The organism is Streptomyces rubellomurinus, assembly GCF_000961885.1.
GTDB classification, from domain to species: Bacteria; Actinomycetota; Actinomycetes; order Streptomycetales; family Streptomycetaceae; genus Kitasatospora; species Kitasatospora rubellomurina.
The window spans coordinates 1-480 of the sequence record NZ_JZKH01000321.1 but is presented as its reverse complement, the minus strand read 5'-3'; the positions used below and the strand labels follow the sequence as shown (position 1 = coordinate 480).

1 protein-coding gene is annotated in these 480 nt (G+C 74.6%); it reads left to right on the top strand.

Features of this window, described 5'->3' with window-relative positions:
* On the top strand, positions 1 to 480 hold a 480-nt coding region (locus tag VM95_RS38025; protein ID WP_045706211.1), incomplete at both ends, for a KR domain-containing protein.

Genomic DNA, 480 nt, shown 5'->3' with positions numbered 1-480 from the left:
GGCGGAGTTTCCGGGGCGGTTCGTGCTGGTGGAGGCGGATGGTCCGGAGGGTGTGGTGGCGGCGGTGTCGTCGGGTGAGCCGCAGGTGGCGGTGCGTGGTGGTGCGGTGCTGGCACCTCGGTTGGTGCGGGCGCAGGTGTCCGCCGGGGCGAGGGTGGATCCCCCGGCCGGGGCGGTGGTGGTCACCGGTGGGACCGGGACGTTGGGCGGGTTGGTGGCGCGGCGTTTGGTGGCGGCGCACGGCGTGCGTGAGCTGCTGCTGCTGAGCCGGCGGGGCGTGGCGGCGCCGGGTGCGGGTGAACTGGTCGCGGAATTGGAGGAGTTGGGTGCCACGGTGACCGTGGCCGCGTGTGATGCGGCGGACCGGGAGGCGTTGGCGGAGGTGTTGGCGGGGCGTCGGTTGGCGGGGGTGGTGCATGCGGCGGGGGTGTTGGACGACGGGACGATCGCGTCGTTGACGCCTGAGCGGCTGGCGGCGGT